This window comes from Paenibacillus sp. UNC217MF (assembly GCF_000686865.1).
GTDB classification, from domain to species: domain Bacteria; phylum Bacillota; class Bacilli; order Paenibacillales; family Paenibacillaceae; genus Paenibacillus_B; species Paenibacillus_B suaedae.
Map to the genome: position 1 here is coordinate 374386 of NZ_KK366027.1, position 23014 is coordinate 397399.

The 23014-nt window shown below is 43.2% G+C and carries 19 protein-coding genes and 1 pseudogene; 2 read left to right on the forward strand and 18 right to left on the reverse strand.

What is annotated here, in order from left to right; genetic code table 11:
* Window position 1: 1 nt before the first annotated feature.
* The 4 genes from gshAB to BP95_RS0117675 form a co-directional block, all read right to left on the reverse strand.
* Window positions 2–2341: a bifunctional glutamate--cysteine ligase GshA/glutathione synthetase GshB gene (gene gshAB, locus BP95_RS0117660; protein WP_021253371.1), complete on the reverse strand. Its 2340-nt coding sequence runs from the start codon at window positions 2339–2341 to the stop codon at window positions 2–4.
* 26 nt (window positions 2342–2367) lie between these two features.
* The gene (locus BP95_RS0117665) at window positions 2368–3711 is read right to left on the reverse strand and encodes an MATE family efflux transporter (RefSeq protein WP_021253370.1); all 1344 of its coding nucleotides are present in this window, start codon (window positions 3709–3711) and stop codon (window positions 2368–2370) included.
* 136 nt (window positions 3712–3847) lie between these two features.
* Complete coding sequence (gene arsB / locus BP95_RS0117670) at window positions 3848–4906, reverse strand: ACR3 family arsenite efflux transporter (RefSeq protein WP_021253369.1); 1059 nt, start codon at window positions 4904–4906, stop codon at window positions 3848–3850.
* A gap of 14 nt (window positions 4907–4920) precedes the next feature.
* Window positions 4921–5241 (reverse strand): ArsR/SmtB family transcription factor, encoded by a 321-nt coding sequence (locus BP95_RS0117675; RefSeq protein ID WP_021253368.1) that lies wholly within the window; start codon window positions 5239–5241, stop codon window positions 4921–4923.
* A 370-nt stretch (window positions 5242–5611) separates the two neighbouring features.
* Between BP95_RS0117675 and BP95_RS0117680 the strand changes: the two genes are divergently transcribed.
* Complete coding sequence (locus BP95_RS0117680; protein ID WP_028532862.1) at window positions 5612–6043, forward strand: protein-tyrosine phosphatase family protein; 432 nt, start codon at window positions 5612–5614, stop codon at window positions 6041–6043.
* A 484-nt stretch (window positions 6044–6527) separates the two neighbouring features.
* On the opposite strand, the gene BP95_RS0117685 is transcribed toward BP95_RS0117680, so the two are convergent.
* The 9 genes from BP95_RS0117685 to BP95_RS0117730 all read right to left on the reverse strand — a co-directional run bounded on the left by BP95_RS0117685 (window position 6528) and on the right by BP95_RS0117730 (window position 16055).
* Window positions 6528–8882 (reverse strand): M13-type metalloendopeptidase, encoded by a 2355-nt coding sequence (locus BP95_RS0117685; protein WP_028532863.1) that lies wholly within the window; start codon window positions 8880–8882, stop codon window positions 6528–6530.
* A gap of 30 nt (window positions 8883–8912) precedes the next feature.
* Window positions 8913–9326: a hypothetical protein gene (locus BP95_RS30755; RefSeq protein WP_231515135.1), complete on the reverse strand. Its 414-nt coding sequence runs from the start codon at window positions 9324–9326 to the stop codon at window positions 8913–8915.
* 221 nt (window positions 9327–9547) lie between these two features.
* On the reverse strand, window positions 9548–9838 hold the full coding sequence (locus BP95_RS0117695; protein ID WP_021253364.1) for a hypothetical protein: 291 nt from the start codon (window positions 9836–9838) through the stop codon (window positions 9548–9550).
* A gap of 46 nt (window positions 9839–9884) precedes the next feature.
* Complete coding sequence (locus BP95_RS30760; RefSeq protein WP_051614126.1) at window positions 9885–10151, reverse strand: hypothetical protein; 267 nt, start codon at window positions 10149–10151, stop codon at window positions 9885–9887.
* A gap of 796 nt (window positions 10152–10947) precedes the next feature.
* Window positions 10948–11643, reverse strand: a complete 696-nt coding sequence (gene rpiA, locus BP95_RS0117705) for a ribose-5-phosphate isomerase RpiA (RefSeq protein ID WP_028532864.1) — start codon at window positions 11641–11643, stop codon at window positions 10948–10950.
* 365 nt (window positions 11644–12008) lie between these two features.
* Window positions 12009–12980, reverse strand: a complete 972-nt coding sequence (locus BP95_RS0117715) for a glycerophosphodiester phosphodiesterase family protein (protein ID WP_028532865.1) — start codon at window positions 12978–12980, stop codon at window positions 12009–12011.
* A 358-nt stretch (window positions 12981–13338) separates the two neighbouring features.
* Complete coding sequence (locus tag BP95_RS0117720) at window positions 13339–13971, reverse strand: HAD family hydrolase (protein WP_021253360.1); 633 nt, start codon at window positions 13969–13971, stop codon at window positions 13339–13341.
* A gap of 201 nt (window positions 13972–14172) precedes the next feature.
* The gene (locus BP95_RS0117725; RefSeq protein WP_028532866.1) at window positions 14173–14547 is read right to left on the reverse strand and encodes a hypothetical protein; all 375 of its coding nucleotides are present in this window, start codon (window positions 14545–14547) and stop codon (window positions 14173–14175) included.
* 161 nt (window positions 14548–14708) lie between these two features.
* Complete coding sequence (locus BP95_RS0117730) at window positions 14709–16055, reverse strand: lytic polysaccharide monooxygenase (protein ID WP_028532867.1); 1347 nt, start codon at window positions 16053–16055, stop codon at window positions 14709–14711.
* An 862-nt stretch (window positions 16056–16917) separates the two neighbouring features.
* Here BP95_RS0117730 and BP95_RS0117735 point away from each other — a divergent pair.
* Window positions 16918–17415 carry a hypothetical protein gene (locus tag BP95_RS0117735; RefSeq protein WP_021253356.1) on the forward strand — a complete coding sequence of 166 codons (498 nt, stop codon included), beginning with the start codon at window positions 16918–16920 and terminating at the stop codon, window positions 17413–17415.
* Here BP95_RS0117735 and BP95_RS30765 read toward each other — a convergent pair.
* From BP95_RS30765 to BP95_RS33210, 5 genes and pseudogenes are all read right to left on the reverse strand, one after another.
* A pseudogene (locus tag BP95_RS30765) lies at window positions 17410–17643 on the reverse strand (DUF1048 domain-containing protein); the annotation flags it as partial. The gene BP95_RS0117735 and the pseudogene BP95_RS30765 overlap by 6 nt on opposite strands.
* A 238-nt stretch (window positions 17644–17881) precedes the next feature.
* A complete protein-coding gene (locus BP95_RS0117745; RefSeq protein ID WP_028532868.1) occupies window positions 17882–18880 on the reverse strand; it encodes a FecCD family ABC transporter permease in 999 nt (332 codons plus the stop codon).
* Window positions 18873–19886, reverse strand: a complete 1014-nt coding sequence (locus BP95_RS0117750; RefSeq protein ID WP_028532869.1) for a FecCD family ABC transporter permease — start codon at window positions 19884–19886, stop codon at window positions 18873–18875. Before BP95_RS0117750 ends, BP95_RS0117745 begins: the two co-directional genes overlap by 8 nt.
* Window positions 19887–19994: 108 nt before the next feature.
* Complete coding sequence (locus tag BP95_RS0117755; protein ID WP_028532870.1) at window positions 19995–21956, reverse strand: AraC family transcriptional regulator; 1962 nt, start codon at window positions 21954–21956, stop codon at window positions 19995–19997.
* A 458-nt stretch (window positions 21957–22414) separates the two neighbouring features.
* On the reverse strand, window positions 22415–22582 hold the full coding sequence (locus tag BP95_RS33210; protein ID WP_021253352.1) for a hypothetical protein: 168 nt from the start codon (window positions 22580–22582) through the stop codon (window positions 22415–22417).
* Between the last annotated feature and the right edge of the window lie 432 nt (window positions 22583–23014).

Sequence of the window (23014 nt, forward strand, 5' to 3'; positions counted from 1 at the left end):
ATTAACTCCCTACTTTCCCAAACAGCAAGTCGAGAATTTTCTCATCCGCTTTACGGTTCTTTCCCTTGTATGGATAGCAGTGGATATGAATGGCGGGATTAAAGTTGATCTCAATAATACTGTAGTTGGAATCAGATGCTTCAGATGTAATATCATCAATCATCATGTCCACCCCACAGAACGTTGCACCTGCAGCCTTCGCTGATTCAATGGCTAATGTCATATAGCTCTCCGGGATTTCATCGGTAAAGTCAAGACTGTCTCCCCCAGTACTGATATTGGAGTTTTCCCGTAAATAGACAACTTGTCCTAAAGAAGGGATCCCGCTCCATTGATGATTATGATTGTTTAAGAACATGGTTTCTGCTTCACCTAGCTGGATCTTCTCTAAAGGCGTCTTATAACCGCGACCCCGAAGCGGATCTTTATTCTTTTCATGTACGAGCTGCTCAATCGTTTGAACTCCATCGCCCACGACATTGGCTGGTACGCGATGCAATACCCCTACAACTTCATCCCCCATGACCAGGAATCGATACTCCTTACCTGTCATGAATTCTTCAAGCAGAACGGTCTGATCGTGTTTAAACGCAATCTCAAATGCTTTTTGATAGTCCTCTTTCGAGAACGTACAATTAAAAATTGTGATACCCAACCCAAAGTTGGTGGACTTCGGTTTAATGACGATAGCTTTGTCACGGTACGACTCATAGGCAGCTAATGCCTCTTCCTGGCTACGGAACACATCCCCATTTGGTACCCGAATACCACGCTCATTAAGGGCTTCTTTCGTTACAATCTTATTCTCCATGATCAACACCGTACTGTAGGAATCAAGCGATGTCTTGGTAGCCTGCTTTACATATTCCTTGTGATCTCCTTTCGTAAACAGTACGAAGTTCTCGTCACGATCGATTAATTTGAACTTGATCCCACGTTTCACGGCTGCCTTTAAAAGCAACTGTGTTGATAATTCCAAATCTTCATATCCAGCAAAGCGATACCCACTTTTCTCACTCTCTTCGGCATACGCTTTGGCTTTTGCCAGATGATATTTCATGTAAGTGGATTTCTGAATATCCGACTTAATCTTGTAGGCAAAGTTCAATTCGGGATGAAGAATTTTTTGCACCTCTCCATCAAGGATTTGGATCAACTCTTCCCTGTGAGGATTCAAAAGTTGCACCATGTCTTGCATCTCATGGATACAAGTAATGGCCATCTCCTTCATCGTACCAAGGGAGCTCTTTGAATCATGTAGGACCCCTTCCAGGCCTTCCATGATCACCTGATCATGATTGAGTTCCGCCATCTTCTGGTCTTCCGCACCAAAAGGCTCATCTCCTTTGAGCAGCATAAAGAGAATAAATAGATGGACAAAATGCATCGTATTTTTACTGATCCCAATCTTATGAAGCGGGTTGAGATCAATCAAGCGCAGCTCTAAGTAAGCCACACCATCTTCTAAAAGTTCTTGCAATGGATTCAATCCTTTGGCTGTTTTCAAGCGAACGGGGCTGTAAAATTCCTTCGCATTCATTAATTCGTCCTGCTGAATTAATGTGTTCAAATCCCGTACGTAGTCATGTGCCGAATCAAAGGATACATAGAGCGGTTTTTCATTCCGATAGCCACATACACTATTTCGCAGCGAATTCATATTCGCGAAGTAGTGGCTCTTGTTATCATCTGAATGGCTTAATGACACACACTTTTGCATGTAAGTTTTATCAAAGACTGGACTTGCCCCTGTTAAATAAATGAGCAACCAACGGTACCGAAGCAGGTTGCGTGTGATCTTAAAGTAAATTGCATCCTTAAAGTCCTTGTAGGTTTCACCTTGCCCTATTGTTTCATGTAACTTTTGTAAAAATCGTTCATCAAACGAGAAATTATAATGGATTCCACTCAGCAGTTGTCTTTTACGGCCATATTTATCTGCTAATTCATGACGGTACTCATCCGCGATTGGATCATTCATCTTGGCAATAGGAATCTCTTTTTCATCGGGTAAGATTGGAGGATTACTGCTTGGCCACAAGTACTCTCCATCAAGCTCTAAAGACACAATATCCTGGAGGGCTTCCATGAACCCATATGTCTCTTCAATCGAGTCAAAAGATGGGGTTATCATCTCGATCTGACTCTCCGAAAAGTCGGTTTGGATATAGGGATTCTCCGTCTTATTCCCAAACGACTTAGGATGTGGAGTCAGCGCCAATTTACCTTCATGATCTACCCTAACATTCTCTTTCTCTAAGCCAAAATGACCTCGAAACAAATTCTTATTTAACGAATTGTCGATGATTTGTTGTATGATTTCACGTTGTAGCAATTTCACATGTTGGACCTTCCTTCTTACTTATGTTAAGCCGAAATTTGTGGAACTTTCATTTTACGCAGTGTTCTCCTAAACCAGAAGACTAAAACGATTCCCTTGAACACACTGCTTAATGCAATAGACATCCACACCCCGTTCAAGTCGAATGGTTCGGATAGTAACAGAGCTAGTGGTATTCGTAATGCTGTAAAGGTAATGCTGAAAATCGGTGGGATATGGGTTTTCCCGATTCCATTAAAGGCACCTACCGTCATAAGCTCCATACACATAAACAGTTGGGAATAACCAAGGATTCGCATATAATCCGTCCCTAGCGCTAAACTCGCCTCATCAGATAAAAAAACAGAGAAGAGCTGCCCAGGAAAGAGAATAAAGATGATCGATATAAAGATGCCGAATCCCGACGTCAACAGCAAAGCTTGTTGGTATCCTTGCCGGATACGATCTATTCGACCCGCTCCATAATTTTGTCCAAAGAAAGCAGCAATAGCGCCTTGCAGCCCACCTATGGTCATGTAGGAGATTGATTCAATCTGAATACCGACTTTTTGAACCGCAATGGCATCCGCACCAAAGCGTACTATGATCTTCGCGATGATGATGGAAATCAACGTGAAGGTCACCCTTTGAATCGTGATCGGAAGCCCCATGCGGATGACTTCTTTCATGAGATGGCTATTCCATGCTGATGACTTGGTAATCATTCCAGAATGTCTTGTTTGAATGATAAATAATACCGTCACAAGAAGGTTTGCCAACAAAGTCGCAATAGCTGCCCCTACAACGCCCAACCCTTCAAAACGTCCTATGCCAAAAATCAGAAAAGGATCGAGAATGATATTAAGAATAAGACCAACCGTGAAGATATGAAACGGCTGCTTGCTGTTCCCCATCGCGTTCAATATGGTCGCGAACAACATATTTACGACGGAAAAGACAGTACCCAAGATGGAGATCAATAAGAACTGCTTCGCCATCAACTCAACTTCACCACTACCTAAATCGAAGAACCCAATAAGCTGATCCTTTGTCAAAAAGACGAATGCCATATAAAGAAGGCCTAGCAAGACAGACATGATAAATCCATTTTTGATATAGGTCTTAGCTTTTTCACCCTCGCCTGCTCCCATGCAATGGGATACCTTGATCCCCGTTCCGATCGTAATCATCGTAGCCAAAGCGATCGCTAGATTAATAAAGAAGCTCGCCGTCCCGATTGCTGCAACAGGACCACTTCCAAGCCGGCCAACCCATATCATATCGACAAGTCCATAAGTCATAGAGATGAAGTTGGTTGCTATAATCGGAAGGGATAGTTTCATCAAAGTCGGCATAATCTTCCCTTGGGTTAAATCAGTTGTGCCTTTCATGCTGTACTCCTTTATGCCCTAAGTAAAAACCGACCACAAGGGTCGGTTCAAAGCGCTTGTTATTTCCCCTCTGTAGGAAACATTCGATTCTGGCTTTGATTGTATCGCGTACCTCACGGAATTGAGCTATGAGTTCTTACTTATTTAGTGCAGGCTCGAAATACTTCCGCTTAATCCATAGCGATACATTTACAAGCCCGATCAATACGGGTACCTCAACGAGTGGTCCAATTACCGCGGCGAATGCAACTCCTGAATCCAGACCGAACACACCAATTGCTACGGCTATCGCTAGTTCAAAGTTATTGCTTGCAGCCGTGAAAGATAAAGATGAAGCCACCGGATAGGAGGTTCCTGACTTTTTCGATAAGAAGAAGGATACTAAGAACATCACGACAAAGTATATGATCATTGGAATCGCAATACGCACTACATCAAGCGGGAGCTTGACAATCAATTCTGCTTTAAGCGTGAACATCAAGACAATCGTAAATAATAATGCAATTAGGGCAAGAGGACTAATCTTCGGAATCAACACTTGTTCATACCACTGTTGACCCTTCAGCTTGATCCCAATCACGCGTGTCAGTAACCCTGCTGCAAACGGAATTCCCAAATAAATCAGCACGCTCTCTGCAATCTGTCCCATGGAGACATCAACAACAGCGCCCTCAACCCCAAACCAGCCTGGTAGCACCGTAATAAACACATACGTAAAAACGGAATAAAACAGGATCTGAAAGATCGAGTTAAATGCAACAAGGCCCGCTGTGTATTCAGGATCTCCCTTAGCTAGATCACTCCATACCAAGACCATCGCAATACATCTTGCAAGCCCAATCATGATTAGCCCGATCATGTATTCAGGCATATCACTTAGAAACAAAATGGCTAAGAAGAACATCAGAATCGGACCGATAATCCAGTTCTGTACTAAGGACAGAAGGAGCACCTTCCAATCTTTAAACACCCGTCCAAGCTTTTCATACTTCACTTTTGCAAGCGGCGGATACATCATCACAATCAGACCTATAGCAAGCGGTACCGAAGTCGTTCCAATTTGCATACTAGAAAGCACATCAGAGAAATTAGGCACCAGATACCCTAAACCTAATCCAATGGCCATTGCCCCAAAGATCCAAAAAGTGAGATAGCGATCCAGAAAAGAGAGTCTCTTGGTGTTGTCTTGACTCATGACATCCACACTCCTTATTCACACATCATCGCGTTGATTTTTTCTTGCTCTTCTTCCCCTACCTTCGGCAAATATTCAATTGCTTCTTTTAAATGAGGTTTATCCTCAATCGAAAGAGAGTAATAAATCCACTGTCCTCTTCGTTCTTCTACCACTAAACCGGCGTCTTTTAGTTTGCGAAGATGCTGGCTAATATTCGGTTGAGTCGATTGCAATAGCTCAACTAAATGACAAACGCACATTTGTTGTTGGGATAAAAGTGAGACAATTTTTAGTCGAGTTTTATCACCTAACAACTTAAATTGCTCCGCCATTTCCTCTATTGAGATCATCATGTTTCGGTGCACCTCCCTGATTTCAAGCTTATTATATAATCATCCACTTATATAAGCAACTGATTATTTAATGCGACGGAAACTGTTGAAAATATAAGTACATAATTATATAATTACTCACGTATTCGAGAATATCACACTCAAGGAGACGACAACAGATCCCGCAGTTCACCTCTCCCTCGCCCTTGGAGATGATATAGAGGAGAAGTACCCATACCTTTGCAATCCTGAGGAGACCCACGTTGTAATCGTCAGTAAATGGATTCAAAAAGTCAAGGTGTTATCCAAACACACCGCTCTCTTTCTTTGGAAAACAACCGAACCAATGGAGACTGCTAGAAATTCTTACTCAACATTAAAGGAGCCTGAAATGAACGAAAAACCTTACCACGCGTTGATACCAAATCTCTATATGTGTGGAGCAAATGATGTTAATCAACTGATCCAAGAGCAAGGCATTGATGTGGTTGTTGATCTACGAGCAGAGGTAGACCCTGCTGAGCTTACACCACTCAACATTACAAGAATTCATGCCCCTCTAGAGGATCATGCGGAGGGTACAGAAGAATCGCAAATGAAAGAAGCAATTCAGGCTGTTGTTACCCATCACCAAGCAGGCAAAAAGGTTGCTTTCCACTGCGGGGCTGGACGAGGACGCACGGGAGCTGTTGCCGTTGGAACATTGATGGAATTAGGATTAGCCTCCGACATCGATAGTGCTTTATCTAAAGCCAAAGAATCACGTTCCATTCTGAAGATGAATGAGGCTCAACGTGCAACTTTGATGCGTCTTTACCTATAGGTTAAGCTGAATACAATAAGAGACACCCAAATAATTCGGGTGTCTCTTATTCATTAATTACCATGATGACTACTTAATTACGGCTCGATCCCTTTTTTACAGCTAAACGATATAACCCTCCACCTTCGACCCAGGAACCCAAACTTTAATAACGCCCTGGATTCCTCTTTTGGCTCGACCACCACATCTTGAAATCCACTTTGCGTTAGCATCGTTTTCAGCTCGTTTACAGATGTCCCCAGTCTGTATCGAAAAGCATTCTGTCCGGATTCACCAACTTCTGAAATAGATCTTCGGGAGTTTGGACTTTTTGGAGAAATGAATCTGCTTCATACAAATCCGTAGAGCTTACTCTAAACCTTTCTTTTAATTGTTGAGCCTAAAAAAAAGCTGACGCCGGTAGGTTTCCGGAGCCAGCTTTTTCAGCTTCGTTTATTTCATGTCACTTGCTCGTGGCAAAATAAAAGGCTTATTTATTGCAGGTTTACCAAATGCTCACGCGGTCTTTAGGAGCGACGTACATGGCATCCTTTTCGCTTACTTCGTATACTTTATAGAACTCTGGGAAGTTCGAGACGGTACGGTTTACGCGTACTTTGTTTGCTGAATGCGTGTCTACTGTCGATAGGTACGCAGCCGTTTCTTTACTCATGGTCATACGCCAGATCGTTGCATAACCTTCAAAGTAGGCTTTGAAATCTGGGTTTTCCATTTTGGACAGTACTTGAAGCGATGCCGCCATACCGCCAAGGTCGGCGATATTTTCGCTTACCGTCAGCTTGCCATTATTGTACACGCCAGGAAGCACCTCAACATGGTCATAATAGGAAATAACCTGATCACATTTTTCCTGGAATTTTTTAAAGTCCTCCGGAGTCCACCAGTTGACCGCATTTCCGTTTTCATCGTATGCAGAACCTAAATTATCAAAAGCATGGCTGATTTCATGTGCAATGACCATGCCGATCGCTCCCAAATTCGTTTCGCGTTTGGCTTTGATATCATAAAACGGAGCTTGCAGAATGCCCGCCGGGAACACAATTTCGTTATTCAGCGGATTATAATAAGCATTTACCTCATAGGTGCTCATCATCCAACTGCTCTTATCGACAGGTTTTCCAAGCGAAGAGAACGCTTGTTTTTTGAGTGCTTTATTAATTGCCACTATGTTGTCAAACAGCGATCCGCCGTCCGCAAAAGTTTTAATCGAAGCATCCTTCAAGTAATCATTCCACTGATCTGGATATCCGATTTTGATTGTCATTTTATCCAGCTTTTTGATGGCTTTGGCTTTGGTTGCTTCAGACATCCAGTCCAGCGCTTTGATCCGTTCTTTGTAAACCTCGATGAACTGCTTAACCATCTGTTCAACGTCTTGTTTGGCTTCTTTCGTGAAATATTTTTCTGCGAATTCCTGGCTGAGATACTGACTCATGACGGTTTGGGTGGTCATGACCGCCATTTCTTCATTTGTCTTTTCTCCTTCAATTCCAAACAGTTGGGCTTCAAATTCAGTTGCCAATTTCACAAAATCTCCCGATAAAGTGCCACCGGCATTCATCAACAAAGTGGCTTTGGCGTAGGCTTTGATCTTGTCCAGATTTTTCTCGTTCAAAACTTCCGCGCTTTTATTCAATAATCCAATGTCGGTTACAATCACTTTGTCCGCTTGATCTACCCGGAGTTCTTTCATATATTTGCCCATATCGATCGATTTAAAGAGCGCGATGAATTTATCTTTGGTGTAAGGATTATAGTAATTTTCAACTTTCCCCTGATCCTGAAGATCCATTGAGGATGCAGCCAGTTCTTTTTCGAATGCGTACACATCTTCGGCTTGCGCTTTAGCCGCTATCTCGTCGGTACCGGACAGTACAAACAATTTGGTCAGGTAGTTCGTGTACACTTTTTTGGTCTTTTCGTCGCCGGAGACATAGCTGTTTTTGTCAAGCCTCGTGCCAAGGCCCGAGAAATACAGCGCATTGACGTTACTGTCCTTCGCGTCGCCCATCACGGCAAAAGACAACAAACCGCCTTTCGAGATTTCGTTCTCCATCTTCATGTTAATATCAAATAATTCTTTGACGGAGGAAGCCTTGTCCAGATCTGTAATATAAGTTGCAATCGGTTTGATCCCTAGCTTGTTGCGGCTTTCCATATCGAGTACCGATTTGTAGAAATCGGCGATTTTTTGCTCTTTGGAGCCTGCTGGGTTTTGTTTTTTTACAAGTTCATCGATGATTGCTTTAGTCCGGTCCTCGTTGGCTTTTGCCAGCTCGTTAAATACGCCGTTGGACATTTCGCCTGCTGGGATCTTGGAATCGTTCAGCCATTTTTTATTAACGTATTCATAATAATCATCGCGTGGATTCGAGCCTTTAAGGGCCATGACCCGATTCGTCAGCGTAAGCAGTTGTTCTTTCGTGATATGATCGGAAACGCCGAGTTTGCCGTCCGGATAATCGGTAAGCACGCCAGAAGCAATCAGCTTGGTGATTTCGTCTTGTCCCCATTTCGGTACGTCAGTATAGGATGCAGAGGTGTTGGCTACGCGCAAATCATTGCCTTTTGGCGCAGGCAGGTTCGAAAACGCGCGGCCCAGCATGATCAAAGCTTCAATTCTGGTCACTTCCTGATCTTCTCTTGCCTCTCCTTTGCCGTAACCTTTCAAAATATCTTCTCTTTTGATGCCCGGATTGTAATCGTCTGCGGCATTCAGCAAAAATTCTACAACTTCTCCCCGTGTTACGTTCGGTTTGGCTTCTTGTGCCAGCACGTATGTAGGCAACGCGGTCAGGAACAATGATGAGGACAATAATAATACTGCAATTTTTTTCAAGTCTTCTCCCCCTAAATTTGGATTGAGCATCTAGGCATCTCGTTTACGGTAAAATATAATAGCTACTGTAATAAAAACCAGTGTCCATAACATTAAAATACCTGTCCCTTGCATTGGTGTAAAGATATTTATTTCATCAGTGGAAGCCGGCATATACATATAATATCCTGCCGTATCCGGAAAATAATTAGGCAGAAAATCTCCCGACAATGGACTAACAATGAAATAATAACCAAGCAATATTACTAAGGCAAGAGTGGTTCGTCTTAGTAATGCACCTACAGCTGCACTGAGAAGTGTGGTTAATGTTAGATAGCCTGTTGCTCCTACTAATGTTTTTATCAGTGTGTCTATTTCAAACCCTACTGCTGTGTCTCTCATCAAAATAAAAGTATATAGTACACCTGATGCATTGTTATTTTTGATGATTTCTATTGGCATCATCTTAACTTCAGATGCAGGTGTGAAGCATACTGAAACTGGAAATCCATTATTTATTGCATCAGACAGACAAACGGGTACAGTTAAAATCTAATATACTCTTTGAAAAGAGGGACTCCGTCCCTTTTTTTGTTTTTTAAAAGGTTTACATACTGATTAAGTATGCTGGCTTCGGAAGCTGCTCAACAAAATATGTTTAAACTATCGTGTCTTATTAGCGTAATCTATACATACTTCCAATCACTCTTGTTTAGCTCAAAACTTGCGATAGAACTATGGAGTGCCTCTTCGATTGATCCCATATCAAAATCTTGATAGACTTCCCAGTTCTTATCACATAAGAACAGATAATAATCATTGGAATCGTCGTATTTCGCAAGTGCTAACCCTGTAATGATTATTTCCTTAGAAGAGCCATTATCTTCTTCATATAGCATTCTTGCGATTGGACGGTTCACATCATTATCCACATACATTATCACCTTCGCACCGTCCAAATGAGCAGGTACACTCATTGAATCCCCCCTAAGGTTTGCTCCCTGGTTTCATTGAACAAACAAGTTAATCTATCACTTCGATAACAAATACGTAGCTTGAACTACCTTCAGAAATTCTCTTTTCCTTATCTTTTAGCCAAGTTGCAAAAAGAGAATAGTAATAAGCACCTTTTTCTTTAGGAGCTTGAAAGGAGTTTTCACTTATTGTTACTTGGGTCTGTTCGCCATCATGAAATTTGGAAAGGTTCATCTCAGTCGGCTGTTTTCCTTCAAACCTAAACTTAATAGTTGCATTCGCAATTACTGTTTCTTTTTCCTTATCTCTAAGCATTTCTTCTGGTCTTATATAATCGGCAGTATTTTTCGAAGCATCGAACCCCTCCCTTTAATAACGTAGACGTAAAATGATTACATTATGTTCCACTTTGTTTCACATGGACTCAATGAAAGCACAGTTTCACCTTTCAAGTGCAATCCGAACAACCTTTCATTCAGACCTACAATCGCCAATACTGGCTTAAGAAACAAACTCAACGCTAATTAATGTTTGGAATGCGCCGCTTGAGCTCACCGTAGAGCTCAGAGAGTATGTTATTAATATGGTTTCCGTGCCTCTAGGCGAAGCGATGCAGCGTTCGTCAGTTAATGTCGGGCTGTTAAAGAATGAGTTTCTCGAATTATACCCGTCGGCGGAGATCATCTGGTTCTTGGAATCATTGAGCACGTGCAAATGGAACCCGCTTCTTAAGTGCAAATGTCATCTTCGTCATGACTAATCTTTCTCCAATTCAAATTGCTCAATGTGCTTAATGTGTATGTCAAGACCAACTCTTTCAAGGAAACGTATAGATTTTGTTAAGAAGTTGATGACATAAAACAAAAAAACCGCATTTTAGGCAGTTTTTAATGTCCCTAATATTTAATATAATTTGTAAGTCAAAAGCTCGTCCGTAGAGTTTATTCCTACAATTTACGGTTTGTAATAAGGTGGAATAAACGCTTGCTATCGACTCTACGCCATCCTTATGACTCATCCCAACGAAGTTGCGGATATTTCTCTGGCAGCGAGAAACGTCTCAAGATATTGATGTCGATTGCTGCTCCGGAAAAACAACATTGAAACTCTGTCATTTTGAGCCAATGCGAAAACATCTCGTCCCCTCATTCTCCCCCATGATGACCTCATCAGCAATTCCGATGAACAGTCCGTGTTCGACGATGCCGTTCATTCGGGAAAGCTCATCGGCTAGGCGTTCTGGCTGATCGATAGATGCGAACTTGCAGTCTAGAATATAGTTTCCATTTTCGCTCAAATAAGGTACAGGCGGTGTCCCAAATGAGCGTAATTTCGCTTCGCCTCCCAAGTACCTAAGCTTCTTCGCGATCTGGCCCCACATTAGCGGAATCACTTCGATCGGTAGCGCGTATGTGCGTCCGAGTACGCTGACTTGTTTTCTGGAATCCGTAATAATAACCGTTCTAGCGGAACAAGAGGCAACCAGTTTTTCCTTTAGCAAGTAGCCGCCTCCCCCTTTTATTAACCGCAGATACGGATCGAATTCATCTGCTCCGTCAACGGTAAGATCAATTTTTTCCGGAATTTGAGTTGTGATCAGTGGAATGCCAAGTAATGTACAGAGGCGCTCCGTCTCTTTGGACGTAGGCACGCCGATTACTTGAAGCCCTTCTCGTACTTTCTTTCCGAGAAGTTGGATAAAGTGGCTTGCCGTGCTTCCGCTTCCGATCCCGATTATCATTTTGTCTTCTACATAAGCCAGCGCCGTTAATGCAGCTAGCTTTTTTTCTTGTTCATAATTGGTCATCTGTCGTTTCACCCACGCAAGCTAGTTGATTTTTTGATACAACCTCTTCAACAAACCTATTTGGTCTTAACAAAGGCTTCCTCCGTATCAACCACTTCGGCGATATATGCTTCAGAGTGTAGAATACATTGTATTTTGTTCATATGTATAAAAGTATATTCAAACCCTTGTCGGGCCTTTCTTCCTATACTATACGTTGGAATGTAATCCTGAAAACAAAAAAGAGGCATGCCAGCGTTACATTTTGATGGCCGTGCCTCCTATGTCTGATTCTAATTGCTTTCTAATTCCCTAATCGCTATTCCTTACCCCGTGCCGCATTCCCTCAAGGTCAATGAAGAAGCAACTGTTTTTGATGAATGAAATCATTTAGTAACTTTATCAACCCTATTTGTCCATATATAGCCCTGATATCCTGCTGGAATTTTTTCAAGGCTTTCTTTTGTATCAAATCCTTCTGACCATTTACCATTTCCCTCTACGATTACGACTCGCGTATTGACAGATTCCATTCTATCAATAAATTTATTTGGCCAACCCCATAAGAACTTCGCATAATTTAAAGGCAAATGAAGCTCCATATTATGCAATTCTTTCGGAATATATCCCGTCCAACCTAATAATTCGTATTTTAAAAGTGCGTTTTTCATCATTGTTTTCGTTAACAATTTCAACTCTGCATGTTTTGAACGTAAATAATCAAACCCTTCGCTATCTCCATCACCATAAACTGTTATTTTATCTAATTGATTCTTAGACAATTTGCTTAAATAAGAATGCCACAATACTTTTGTTGTTTCCATATCCCCATCTTTGTCATGAATTAAAAACTCTTTATTAGGAAAAGCTGCAAACACCTCATCTAAGCTTGGCATCATGCCAATGCCTTTGCCACGAAACGGATAGCTCTCACCATTATCAGCCGTATATCTATAGCCGACATCTAGTTTCTTCAATTCGTTCATTTTATAATCTTTGACTTCACCTTTACCATTTGTTCTATACTCTAAAGTAAAATCATGAAAAACAGCTAATTGATGATCCTTCGTTAACTGAATATCTAATTCCACTACGTCAGCACCATGATCAAATGCCGCCTTCATGGAAGGAATTGTATTTTCTAAATAAGGGTGCTCAGGTGGATAAATGATTTCAGCTGTATTCGTATCATACGCTACCTGTGAAATATCAAAGGTTTGAGCCAACCCTCTATGAGCTAGAATCTTATAATTTGTATCTTTCGAGTAAAATAGACTCGTATTATTCATCCAAACCATAACAGCCAAAAGGGTTACCCCCAAAATGATATTAGTCTTTTTCTTTTTTCTTTTTTTCATTTGTTTATCCTTTCTTTTCTTACTTTAAAATGAATTTACAATGTCATATCCTTTTTATAAGAGTATTAGAACTTTTAATACAGTTCAATGTATAAAAATGTAATCTAGATAACGACTATCTGAAAAATCAATCTTAAAAAATCCGCTAATAGCGACTTTAAATAGGACCGTGTTCTTGTCCCCCGACAAGCAGGTGTCAAAGTGGCATCATCAGATAGTTGAGATGAATTTTTATCATTCCCAATAAGTCTGATTGAACTAATCTATGCTCTTTACCTATAAATATCATTTACATATATTAAAAAACTTCTCATCTATTCAATCTTTAGATGAGAAGTTTTAGCTGTAATGCATACCTTTACTGGAGATTTAAAAGTGTAAGCATGTCCAGTGGATGTTTGAACTTATACTTTGCTGGAATAGAATCCCCATGCTTACATCCCCACAAAGCTAGTCCAAAGTCAACACCAGCGTCTCTGGCACATTCAGAATCATAAATGGTGTCGCCGATGTATATGGATGCCCCAGATTTCGCCCCCGAGATATCCAGAAACTTTAGTAATGGTTCGGGATTAGGTTTGTGCAAGGTTGTATCATCTGCACATATTACATATTGCATATATTGATCAAGACCAAACGGAACAAAATCGTCGACAAATTCTTGTTTCGTCTTGGATGTGACTACCCCGGTAGAAATAGAATGTTCTTTCAGACTCGCAAGCAACTGTTGAATACCTTCGTAAACATGGATTGTATGTTTATAATCCCCCATAAACTCATTCCAACAATGATTTGCATATTCGATGTCATTATCCTTAATGCCCAGTCGTTTCAAGGAGACAGAACCTGGAATCCCTAGCACAAAAGCAAGTTCTGAGAAGTCAACTTCCCGATCATAGGTAATTTTTAGCAGCTTCTGCAAGGATCTCAACACCGCTTGTTCTGTATTTATTAATGTTCCATCAATATCAAAAATAATTGTTGTATACATGGTTATCATCCTCCTTTGGCATATTTAAAAAGAACTCCTATTTGTATGCTAAAGTATGAAATCCATTTCAGGTCAATAGCTAAATTGATTCCGAAAGCAGCTAACTTTGTTAAAAGACATATGAGTTCGTTAATATGTTAAAAATAAGGAAAACCTCCATCGCCAACGTAAGGAGAAATGTGGCCGAGGAGGTTTTTAACGTTAATTGTAGCCCAGATAGGCAACGACGGTGAAGTCACCTGGTGAGCTTAAGACAAGTCTATACTGTCCGTCGGGTTGATTCGAAGCCAAAGGAACCTTGAGACGTGCATATTGACCGGCCGCAATAGTATTCGTCGAATTACTCCCTACCAGCACATCTCCCGTCGGGGTAACCCGGTACAGATTAAAATTAACCCCGAGGCTGATCTGCCCGTTGTTTATAAAGTTGCCTTCGATATAAATATTGCCATGGGCTTGAACCGGCGCCCAAGTATTGTTGCCTGTACCCGGTCCGCTTGAGGCGGCCAAACCAGTGGAAACAAAACTGAACAACAGGACAAACACGAAAGCGATAGACGCGATTTTCCTTTTCATACCATCTCAAGCTCCTTTTTTCATAGAGTGAACTCGACAAGCACTTCTTTGTACCAGATGGTAGAGTCATTGCATGGAATCCACTCGATCGAATCTATCATGAAAAATAATCCCGCCGCTCTTTGCAAACGGCGGGATTCCAGCTCTTTTAAAGCCTGGGTTTACGGTTGCAGCTGCCAGAGCGCGGGCACGTTGCCCGGCTCCCAACCCGGCAAGGAGGTATGGTTCTGGAGGCATTTGTACACCTTGCCATTATAAGATACGAGCGCATTGACCGCATAAGCGGTATTTGGAGCCCATGGCGTTGCACTCGGACCGTCAGGCGTTGACACCGTCACGGCATTGCTGTCACCAGATTCGTTGTTCGATGGGTCGTAAGCGCGAACCGTAAACGTATATTGCGTGTTCGGCGACAAACCGGTAACGACCTTCTCGGTTGCCGTACCAGTGACAGTAGCGATCACCGTGCTGCCGTTGTAAATCCGGTAACCAGCGATGCCGGAATCATCTGTGGATGCATTCCACATCAACGTAACTGACGTCGATGTCGGGGTGCCCATCACATGCAGGCCGGTCGGATTGGTCGGCGGCGTCACGTCAACCGGTAATTTCGTGGTTGTAAACTGGACACTATTGCTGAGCGGTGACCGATTACCGGAAGCGTCGAACGCCTTCACAGCTAGATTATAAGTCGTGCCTGCCAATAGATTGGTGAGATTGGCGCTCGTCTGATTGCCAGGAACCGTGGCGATGACATTGACGCCGTTGTACACCTCATAACCCGTGACGGCAATGTTGTCTGTCGAGGCCCCCCAAGTCAGTGTAGCGGTCGTTGTGCCAACGTTGCTGACGGCCAAATTAGTCGGCGCCGTAGGTGCAACGCTGTCGCCAGGACCGAATTGGGCATCGATGACGATGTACCAGGCATTTTGGGTATCCGCGATATCCCACACGCCGAGGATAACATGGTAGCCGTCTCTTTGCGGCACATTGCAGGTTTGGGTTAACGTGGCCGGCGGCTGCTGGCCATTCCCGTTAATCGTGCAGAACGGAGTCAGATCAAACTGGGCGCGGGTCAACGGTGCATTGGGATTCCAATCCGGCTTGGTGATGAAATACCGGTAGCTTGTCGTGGCATGACGAGCGGTAAAAATCCAAGTAAAGTTGTTGGTGCCGCTCTTCATGCTCACCTTGTTCCAGCGAGTAGCTGATTGCTGGTCAAGCGGAGCGAAGCCGGCAAGGCCGGCGCTGGCGATTTTGCCGTCAGGGGGTCCGGCAGCAGGAAAACCTTTCGGCCCCTCTAGGCTCTGAGGCTCATAGACGATCGGGCCGCAGTTGGTATTTAATCCGTTTTTACACTGGATCGCCCGGCTGGCCGGATCATTAATATATCCGTGGGCTGACAAGGTCTTCGAGAACGCGAACATACAAGCGAACACGAGCAGCAATCCGCCTCCAATCAGCGTTAATCGCTGGATGAAACGGGAATCCAAACGGGTTTGAAACATCATCACATTACCTCCCATGATTTGGTTTGGTCATAATGTGCCTTCGTTTTTCGACACCTTCTTTACCTCGATCTTGTGAGCTGCCTCCTCTCTTGAATAGGATCTTGCCTAAGCTGTGCACAACCGTTAACGTGCGGGCATCCACTCCTTCTTAAACCGATTTATACAAACTCCTTAGAGCTTATATACTCGTACAAAGTCATGAAAAACAATACCTAATCACATCGTGAGAAGCATAGACAAGCGGGTTGGAAATCTACGTAGGAAGGGGAAATTAAGCGTGAGCAACTCTGCTCTACAATATGGAATCAGCTAGTAAACTGCTGATGAACGCTGACATTCATAACGCGCAATTAATTGGGGATCAAAAACCAAGTAAGTACGCCTATGGGTAAAGCATGGAGGGGATTGGAATCATGTCTCAATATGGAGGAATTTATACAGATAAGCATAATAGAATTTCGTCTCAATTGGAGTCGTGTTATCGGAGTGTCATGATTAGCACTTTTCTTTAAGGGATTTTCCCTCTGAACAATAAGACTTAAATAATACCGCTTTTATTTTTTATGCAGGTATCTAATCGGCTATGAATACAAGTTCTTATCCTTAGCTCGGGACATGAACTTATACCATTAAAACAAAAATCCGCTCCTGTAAAGTTAAAGATTAGTTCCTCTAATAAGTGTGGAGTGGTTGGAATCATCAAGGTATGTTACAAGGCTAATAGATGTTAGCACAACACGAGGAATCTCCTATATAGGCATCTGCACAATCATATAGTTATTAACCTACATACTATACATACAGGATATTTGACTTTACGAATAGTGCGTATCTTTACACAGCAAAAGGAGGTATTGTAATGACAAATTTTTATTCTTTTCACGGTACTATCACTATGATTAATGATTTTTTTACAGGGCAAAATGGCGAAGGATGTTATAAATTAATAGCTGTAGACAACGGGTTGGGGGAAATCGTAAATTTCGTGGTGTCGCCCAAAACTTATTTTGTAGACCATGTAATGGTGTCAGTAGGAGATCAAGTGACTGGATATTATGACGGAAATGCACCTGCACCTCTAATTTACCCTCCACAATATCAAGCAATTGTCATGGTAAAAAATAGCCCCTATCAGAATGTAAAAGTAGATTATTTTAATACTGAGTTGGAGAGTAGTGATGGACGATTACGATTAACCATTTCTCCATATACTCAAATCATACTAACAAATGGGCAACACTTTTCAGGAACCCCTGCGAACCGAGATCTAATTGTTATTTATGGACCTACCACAGTAAGTATCCCCGCCCAAACTACACCCTATAGAATTGTAGTTTTGTGTTTGGGGGCATTATAGAAAATTCCTGTTGTTACCTTCTTGGCCAACAGATTCTTGATAGATGTCAGCGTAAGTTTTTGTATCTTTGATTAGACCGTCGCAGAAAACTGCTACGTCACTGCCCGTCACTTCGAGCACGCCTTTCCCCAAGACTGCTCCCTCTTCAAAGAGATCGATAATCCCCGAAAGCAAATCCGTCCCCTCGGTTAGCTCAAGTGGACCGACCTTAAAGAGATAGTTTTGAATGTTCTAAACATCGATTCTGTTCTCGGCTGAAAGGAGTCACTCAAACCAGAGAATAAACACAAAGAGGCCTAAAGTATACAGCTTCCTAGTAAGTAGAAATGCTAAAACCTTAAGCCTCTTTGCTATAAGGACTCTATTCGTCACAGTAGCGAGTCTATGATCTAACCAGGAGCATACTCAATGAGCGTTCCATTATTCACCTCCTCTATCTCTATCTCTATCTGAGATGAAAAATGAGTTAAGTCCTCTTGCGTTTAAATAGCAAGTACATGAAGAATGGAGCGCCAATGCCTGCTGTGAATACGCCAGCCGGAATATCCAGCGGCTGAAAAAGCATTCTTCCTGCCAAATCCGCCAGCAATAGAATAATCGCACCTATAAACGCGGATACCGGGATGATCAGCTTGTAACAATTTCCGACCAGTCTTCTGGCAATATGCGGTGCCATTAATCCGATGAAAGAGATCGTACCGGCTGCACCAACCGCTGCGCCGGCAAGCGCAACACTATAAAATAAGAGAATCATCCGGCTGAGTTGAAGCCTATTTCCAAGCCCTCGAGCGACATCCTCGCCTAAAGATTGCACATTTAATTCCTTCGCCATTAGCAGTGACAAAGGAATGAATATCGCTACCCACGGCCAGAGCACTTCGATATAGGCCCAATTGGTACCATAGATGCTTCCTGTCATCCAATTCAGCACTTGCGCGGCCAAATACGTCGGACCGCTAATGAGCAGAAATGTAGTGAGCGCCCCCATTGCGGTTGAAATGCCGATGCCGATCAGCACCAGCCGGAACGGCGACACCCCTTTTTTCCAAGCCAATACATAATTGAGGGTAGCCGTAACCAACGCGCCGCCGATCGCAATGAACGGTACCCAGTGAATGCTGTAGCCCGTCACGAAAGTCATGAAAGCAACCACTGCTACCGACGCACCACCCGTTACACCAAGCAAATCCGGAGAAGCTAGCGGATTGCGAATGACGCCCTGCAATAGCGCTCCGGCTGCTGCCAATGCTGCACCAATGAGAATAGCGGCTGTTATTCGAGGCAGACGGAACTGCATGATGATCAGGTTGCTGGCTTCCGCATTTCGCCCGACAAGAGAAGCAAGCACCTCTTCTAGAGGAACACCAACTCCCCCGACCGATAAACTAATAAGTGACAAGGCAGCAACAATAAAGGTTAAAGCGATAAACATGATCGTATATTTGGCTGTACGCGGGTTAAGCATGCAAATTCCTCCTGGCCACATGAATCAGAAAGGGAACCCCGACAATCGCCGTTGCGACGCCTACCGGAACTTCTTTGGTTTCTAGAATAAAGCGTGATGCTAAATCTGCAGTCACTAGAAGGATTGCACCAACTAGTGCGGTATAAGGAAGCAGCCACTTGAAATCATGTCCAATAATGTATCTGCACAAGTGAGGAACAATAAGCCCCACAAAAGCGATCGGACCAGCTGCTGCTACTGAGCTCCCAGCGAGCAGTACGATTGCCGCAGCCGATAGGACACGCACCAGAGTCAACCGCTGTCCTAAGCTTCTTGCGCTATCGTCTCCAAGCGCCATAATATTTAAAGAGCCCGCCAATAGGAATGAGATAGCTATCCCTATTACCATATAGGGCAGTACCATCAGCAAATGTTCTACATTTCTTCCTTCCACGGAGCCGATCATCCAGAACAGGGCAGATTCAAGCGACTGCTTATCTATAAGCATAATGCCGGATGTAATAGAAGAAGTGAAAGCAGCCATACAAGCGCCAGCCAAGGTCAGCTTCACTGGCTCGAACCCGCCTCCTTGCAGGCCTAGCGTATAGACGGCCACCGATGTTGCGATCGCGCCTGCGAAAGCTAGCCAGACCATACCGATCATCGTTAACGAGGAACCGTATGCGAGCAGCCCGATTACAATAAATAGCACTGCCCCTGCATTTACGCCAAAGACAGAGGGCGAAGCCAGTGGATTTCTTGTTAGAACCTGCATAATCGCCCCTGCTACGGCTAAGCTTGCTCCTACCAGAGCCGCAACTAAGGTTCGGGGTACGCGAGCCGTCATCAGAATAAGATGCTCATTGGATCCGTCGAATTGACTGTAGGCCTGCCACAAGTCTTTCAACCCGAAGTGATGAAGACCGTACAATACACTGCACAACATACTAATCAGCAGCAGGATCGCGCTGACAGCTAGGCCGGCGAGCTTCCGCTTGCTGCTTCGCGTGAGGAGAGAACCATTCATGTCTGCACCGTGCCTCCTTTTCATTGGCAGCCTTAACAACGAAACTGCCAAAATCGCCAACAAGCTGACGCGAATACAGCGTCAGCTTGTTAATTCGATACGCCTTAATTACTTTACATCAAAGTACTTAACAAGTTCGTCCAGCAGCAGATTGGCCGCTTCATATCCGCCTGCTGAGTTCCATATGGCTTCATCGACTTGAATAATTTTGTTGTTCTTGGTAACACTCAAGTTCTGGAACAGCGGATCTTTTTTCCATTCCTCTACGACCTTCGCCGCATCGTTCTTGCCCGGAACCTCCGATACGAAGTAGAAGAGCACATCGCCGTCCATGCTAGGTATCGTCTCTTTGGACATGACTTCCATAAAGGAGTCTTTATCCTGCGATTCTGGGCGGGCAATGCCTAATTGGCTCAATAGCACACCGGAGAACGTTTGCTTCTGATAGATACGAACTTGTTTGGCAGAGAAGCGGGCCACTGATACTTTCGTTTCCGCTTTGTTGCCCAGTTTTGCCTTGACTTCCGCGACACGTTTGTCGAAGGCCGCCATCTTTTGCTCTCCTTCTGCCTGCTTGTTTAAAGCTTCGGAGTAGAGCTTGAAATTGATTTTCCAATCTCCCGCCAGATCTTCGGAGAATATCGTTGGAGCAATTTGCTTTAATTGGTCGTAAATTTTCTCTTGTCTGACCTTATTGCCGATAATCAGATCTGGCTTGAGACTCGCGATCAATTCAAGATTCGGCTGCAGCTCGTCTCCGACAACGGTGACCCCTTCCATCTCTTGCTTGATATGGTCGTACCAAGGATCGCCAATCCAAGACTGAACGGCTCCGACTGGTTTAATGCCAACTGCCAACAGCGCCTCCGTTCCTTCATTGGTCAATATAACAATACGTTCAGGGGTACCGGTGAGTGTTTCTTCCCCCATCGCATGCTTAATTACTCTTGTCTCATTGCTTGCAGCCGGACTTGTGGAAGCTGCTACGTTATTACTGGGCGAGCCACTGTTTGCCGATGTGGCGTTCGTTCCTCCTGTTGTGCATGCGCTCAACAAGAGGGTGAAACAAAATAATAAGGTTGCTGCCATTGCTGTTCTCGACTTTCGATACATCGGTAATACCCCTTCTCTCTTTTGATGATAATGATTCTCATACTCATTATCAATATAACGTTGCTGTCTTTTAGCAGCAATGGGATATCTGGACACGACGGATGGATTATTTCGACGCTGCTCCTGCTGCAATGCAGCTTCTTTAAAGCTAGTAGGAGAAGCACCTTCGTATTTCTTGAAGATACGGCTAAAATAATAGCTGTCGGTATAACCTACGCTCTCCGCAATTTCCTTCAAGGTGAAATCAGTGGAAAGAAGTAACTGCTTCGCCTTGCTCATCCGTAATTGAATCAAATAATCGATCGGGCTCGTTCTAACTTGCTTCTTGAAGACGCGCAGCAGCTGTCTGGAGCTGCAATCAAGGTGTTCAAGCAGCGTCTCAAGCGTAATCGGCTCCTGATAGCGCTCATGAATATAGCGTACCGCTTGGGCCACGAGGTCAGGCTTGACGGCTATGACATTCTGTCGTTCCATTTGCTCTAGTATTTCATAGACCATTTGATAAAATATCGCTTTAACTTGAAGTTTCTCTATGAAATCCGAATGATGCCACTCCTTGCTCATGGCGGTGACATGATGGAAGACGGAGATCGGGTAATGAGGCTTGAACACATATTGCATTTGAAACGGATTGTGATCCTCTATCAACTTGATCGTTTCTTGACGGGCTGGCAGCGCCAGCACCGCTTTATATAAAATCATATAATAGTCCAGGAGCTCATCCGCAGTAATATCAAGATAGACTCCCTTGCCTCCATGGATCAAGGAAAACCGGCTGACGTGGTGTGCAATGCCGTCCAGCTGGAGCTGTGCGCTGCCTCTAATTACATATAAGAAGGCGCTTGAGGGCATTCTGTACGCATGCAACTCCTCACCTTGCTTCATTATTGTATGCCGTACATCTATAATCTTGATGAATGCTTGGTTCCATAGTAAAGCTTGCTCATTCAATTTCACCGTCTTGCTCTCCCCTTCACTTTCACTCTGTGTTGAAAGATTTATACCCCCATAATATATGATATTGATTATCATTTGCAACGATAATTGCATACCTATTTTCTAGCGTCAAATCCTTCAATAAGCCTAGTCTATCTGTCACGATTTCTTTGTTTCTGCATCATTATTCGATCATGTAAGTGTTTATAAATGGATTTGCAAATCAGCCCAGTATTTTTACCCACTACCTATAATTATTGATGCTACAATCAGTACGCGTTTTCATATTTTCTGAGCAATGAATTTTTTGAATCCAGCAAAATACCGCTCAGATGCCTCCCAGCGCCTCAGATCCAATAAGGACATGTCCTGCATGCCATATTGATCAGGTGGCTGATAATGCCGTGAAACATAATTTCCATGATCCAGTGAATAAAAATAACACCCTCCATCAGGAGTTCTGATTTCAATCCGGGCATTCAGGTAGTCTCCATCTTCGTCTGTACGCGCTTGACGGTGAGATCACCTTGAACAATCGATTCTCCATGATTGTAGGAGCCGCACAACTCAATCATCAGATTACCTGATACATAAATTTCCTGACCGCCAACAGCTATATTTTTCGCACGCAAATTACCGGTGACCATAAGACTTATGGCCCCATCTGTTTCTTTATTATAGAGATTGTCTACCGTAAAATTTCCATCAATAAAAATGAGGATAACCTCTTTTTGATGTGGAATGTCGTATTTTCATGAAATAATCAGGGGTTGAAATTGAAATCAATCGAGATGAGATTTGTAAGTATTTCTGTGAAAGAAGTAATGAAGGAGCTAAATATCAAGAGTGAGGATCAGCTGAAGGTCTGGATGAAGTGGTATTTAGAAGATGCGTGTACACGTTCAGGCTTATCAAAATGCTGGAAAAGGAAACGGCATTACGATGAGCATGTCCCGTACGGGAGCGCCCGCCCTCGTTGAACAGACCGTTAAAGCTCTATCCCATAAGGGACGGACCTGCTCACATTGTAAACTAGGGATCACCAAAAATCCCCTCAACCTGAGGGGATTTTTTCTATT

What these genes read in the sequence shown, in the direction of transcription:
- BP95_RS0117735 (WP_021253356.1), top strand. Translation starts at nt 16,918, where the DNA reads ATGACAAATTTTTATTCTTTTCACGGTACTATCACTATGATTAATGAT.
- BP95_RS0117725 (WP_028532866.1), bottom strand. Translation starts at nt 14,547, where the DNA reads ATGAAAAGGAAAATCGCGTCTATCGCTTTCGTGTTTGTCCTGTTGTTC.
- BP95_RS0117745 (WP_028532868.1), bottom strand. Translation starts at nt 18,880, where the DNA reads ATGCTTAACCCGCGTACAGCCAAATATACGATCATGTTTATCGCTTTA.
- BP95_RS0117695 (WP_021253364.1), bottom strand. Translation starts at nt 9,838, where the DNA reads ATGAGTGTACCTGCTCATTTGGACGGTGCGAAGGTGATAATGTATGTG.
- BP95_RS0117720 (WP_021253360.1), bottom strand. Translation starts at nt 13,971, where the DNA reads ATGTATACAACAATTATTTTTGATATTGATGGAACATTAATAAATACA.
- BP95_RS0117730 (WP_028532867.1), bottom strand. Translation starts at nt 16,055, where the DNA reads ATGTTTCAAACCCGTTTGGATTCCCGTTTCATCCAGCGATTAACGCTG.
- BP95_RS0117675 (WP_021253368.1), bottom strand. Translation starts at nt 5,241, where the DNA reads ATGATGATCTCAATAGAGGAAATGGCGGAGCAATTTAAGTTGTTAGGT.
- BP95_RS0117680 (WP_028532862.1), top strand. Translation starts at nt 5,612, where the DNA reads ATGAACGAAAAACCTTACCACGCGTTGATACCAAATCTCTATATGTGT.
- BP95_RS0117665 (WP_021253370.1), bottom strand. Translation starts at nt 3,711, where the DNA reads ATGAAAGGCACAACTGATTTAACCCAAGGGAAGATTATGCCGACTTTG.
- BP95_RS30755 (WP_231515135.1), bottom strand. Translation starts at nt 9,326, where the DNA reads ATGATGCCAATAGAAATCATCAAAAATAACAATGCATCAGGTGTACTA.
- rpiA (WP_028532864.1), bottom strand. Translation starts at nt 11,643, where the DNA reads ATGACCAATTATGAACAAGAAAAAAAGCTAGCTGCATTAACGGCGCTG.
- BP95_RS30760 (WP_051614126.1), bottom strand. Translation starts at nt 10,151, where the DNA reads ATGCTTAGAGATAAGGAAAAAGAAACAGTAATTGCGAATGCAACTATT.
- arsB (WP_021253369.1), bottom strand. Translation starts at nt 4,906, where the DNA reads ATGAGTCAAGACAACACCAAGAGACTCTCTTTTCTGGATCGCTATCTC.
- BP95_RS0117750 (WP_028532869.1), bottom strand. Translation starts at nt 19,886, where the DNA reads ATGAATGGTTCTCTCCTCACGCGAAGCAGCAAGCGGAAGCTCGCCGGC.
- BP95_RS0117715 (WP_028532865.1), bottom strand. Translation starts at nt 12,980, where the DNA reads ATGAAAAAAAGAAAAAAGAAAAAGACTAATATCATTTTGGGGGTAACC.
- BP95_RS33210 (WP_021253352.1), bottom strand. Translation starts at nt 22,582, where the DNA reads ATGGTCACCGGTAATTTGCGTGCGAAAAATATAGCTGTTGGCGGTCAG.